Here is a 3,017-nt window from a genome sequence, read left to right as displayed (position 1 = left end):
AATGAAAAGTTAAGAATGAAAAATTAAAAATTAATGATAAAACTCGCTTAGGCGAGTTTTTTAATTTGTAAAGTTAGGAATGTAGCTTATATTAATCTCTTTTTTGGTTTATAATTATAATATAGAAAGATGATTTATGGAGGTGTGCAGGATGCCGTTAATAAAACAGGATAGTAATGAAATTTACGAAACATTGTGTAGAACATCTGATGATAAGGTTGAAATGATAAATGGTGAGATTTATTGTAGTTCTTTTACATCTAAAAGTCATAATATGATTACAGGAAGGCTTTTTGCTAGATTAGATGACTTTTTCTATGGAAAGCCTTGCAAGGTGTTTAGTGAACAAATTGAAATTATCTTAGGTGAAGATTCGAAGGTAAAGCCTGATGTATTTGTTATTTGTCCAGATAAAAATGGAGAGTTTAAAGAAGTAGGGCAATCATATTTGACTATTCCAGATTTAATATTTGAGGTTGTATCTGAATCAAATGCAAAGCTAGATACTATTGAAAAAATGAATTTATACTCTATATATGGAGTTAAGGAATATTGCTTAGTATATCAAGATGGTAGAATAGAACAGTATGTATTGCACAATGATTATTATAGAGTTTTTAACATTTATAATTATACTGATAAATATAAATCAGTAATATTCGAAGAGTTAGAAATAGATTTAAATAGAATATATTCAGATATAATAAATGAATAAAAAAGGACTTTTTCAAAGGTGAAAAAGTCCTTTCTTTTATTGTATAAATAGAAGATTAAAAAACATAGTTTATGAGTTATAAACTTCTACATCTAACATATTTTCAGATTTTGCCACAGCAACTGATGTTGCTGCATCTCCAACTACGTTTAAGGCTGTAACTAACATTTCAACTGGTCTGTTTATTGCAAGAATTAATGAATAGGCAAGTAGAGCAGATTCGTTGTTGTAGCCCATTCCTGTTAATACTGTAAATAGTATGATTGCACCTGCACCTGGAGCAGCTGGTGTTCCAATTGATGAAATTAAGGCTAAAACTCCGATTATAATAATGCTTGATAATGTAACGTCATATCCTGCACTTGAGGCTATGAAAACTGCAGCAATAACTTGCATTATAGCTGTTCCGTTCATATTGATTGTCATACCAAGAGGCAAGGTGAATGAAGCAATTTCACTATGAACACCAAGCTCATTAACTGTTGTTTGAGTGTTTAATGGAAGGGTTGAAGCTGATGATGATGTTGAAAATCCAAATAAAGCAACTTTTAAAACCTTTCTTACGAAGATAAATGGATTTAATCTAGTTGTTACAAAGATAAATGCCCCATATCCAAAGATTAAGAATAAAAGTAAGGCTATTATAACAATTACTACATAAGTTAAAGCTGGCTTAAGGTGCTCAATACCATATATTGCAAAGGTTCTAGTGATTAAAACAAATATTGCAAAAGGACCAAACTTTGTTATTATAAAGCTTAAAAATACAGTTATGATTTTATTAACCTCTTCTAATATTTTCTTTAAAACTTTAATTTCATCTTCAAGTTTATTAATACATAAACCAGTTGCAATTGCTAGGAAAACAACAGAAAGTACTCTTCCATTTTCAGAAAAAACTGAGGTTATATTAGATGGAATAGCTTGTACAAAAACTAATAATGGATTACTACCAGTCGTCCCTGCTGTTTCTTGAAGATTTGATATTGTTACATTGAATAAACCCATATTATGAGCAGCTAATGCAAAGATTCCTGCTAAAACTAAAGAAAATAATGAAGTTCCAAAAAAACCTAAAAGTGTTTTACTTGAGATTCTTCCAAGCTTTTTTGTATCTGTAATTTTACACATTGCTAAAGCTATTGAAGTAAAAACCATAGGAACTATAACTAATTGAAGTGAATTAATAAATAATTGTCCTATTATATAGAATAAACCAAGAGCATTTTTACCTTCTGGTTTTGATATGTCCTGAAATAAAGTATTATTGATACTTGTCCATAATGTGCCTTGGTCATTACTTAGTAGATATTCTCTTAAAAATATAAATATACCTCCAAATAATAATCCAAGTCCTAAGCTTATTGACATTTTTAATGCCAATGAATTTGTGTTATTCTTTTTCATAATGTCCCCCTAATAAATACCTAGTGTATAGGACACCGAAATAAAAAAACCTTAATATCTTTAAAAATAGACATTAAGGTAAAATACAACATAATAATAGTGTGGTAAATATGTTTTGCCTTAATAGTCTCTCTGAACTATTTTAAAGGTATCCTATTAGTGAGAATATATAATAATTTTAATAAAATGTCAATAAAAATAATAAATTGTAAATAAATACGAAAAATAGATGCATAAAAATAAGTGAGTTTAAAATTTATATAGAAAATATTTTTAAACTTTGTAAATTATCATTATTATAGTATAGTTAGAAATAATAAAGGAAGTGATAGTATGAGCAAAGAGAAATGCACATTAAGAAAAGAAGTTAAAAATGATATAAATAAATATATAGATAATGAATTTATTATTGAAATGATAAAAGAAATAAAAATTTATATAGATACTGTTTTAAAAGTTAAAATTGATGACTCTAATTTTGATAAAGAGAATCCAGAATCTAAAGTTGCATTAAATGAAGATGGAGCTTTTGATGTTTATGATTATATGTACGTAAAAGACTTTTTATATGAATTATCTTGGGAAGGAAATTATATAAAAGAGTTAAATGAAAGTGAATATTCAAATGCTAAAGGAAGGTCTAAATATATTCCGGCTAAGATTACAGAGGATTCAGATGTTTATTATAAATATGTTCCAAAGGATATAGCTACAGTTTTATGTGAAAAAGTCCAAAAAACTATGGAAAAAAGAAAGGGAGAATTATATAAAGAGTTTAAAAACAGATATAATGAAGAATTTCTTTTTAATAGTGTTAGATGGTATAAGCGTTCAAGAGATGGAAAAGTTTATCTTGATATAGATTTAAATGAGTTAGATGAAAATAAAAAGAAAA

The 3,017-nt window shown here is 27.1% G+C and carries 2 protein-coding genes and 1 pseudogene; 2 read left to right on the top strand and 1 reads right to left on the bottom strand.

The window, feature by feature from the left end:
* Positions 1 to 151 precede the first annotated feature (151 nt).
* Positions 152 to 715: a Uma2 family endonuclease gene (locus ACRDDY_RS10360; protein WP_438564877.1), complete on the top strand. Its 564-nt coding sequence runs from the start codon at positions 152 to 154 to the stop codon at positions 713 to 715.
* Between the two features lie 69 nt (positions 716 to 784).
* Here ACRDDY_RS10360 and ACRDDY_RS10355 read toward each other — a convergent pair whose 3' ends face one another.
* Positions 785 to 2,122: a dicarboxylate/amino acid:cation symporter gene (locus ACRDDY_RS10355; RefSeq protein WP_438564876.1), complete on the bottom strand. Its 1,338-nt coding sequence runs from the start codon at positions 2,120 to 2,122 to the stop codon at positions 785 to 787.
* Between the two features lie 333 nt (positions 2,123 to 2,455).
* On the opposite strand from ACRDDY_RS10355, the pseudogene ACRDDY_RS10350 reads away from it, so the two are divergent.
* Positions 2,456 to 3,017 (top strand): annotated as a pseudogene (locus ACRDDY_RS10350) (helicase-related protein); the annotation flags it as partial.

The organism is Clostridium sp., assembly GCF_051656525.1.
Classification (GTDB): Bacteria; Bacillota; Clostridia; order Clostridiales; family Clostridiaceae; genus Clostridium.
This window is presented reverse-complemented; position numbering and strand designations above follow the sequence as displayed.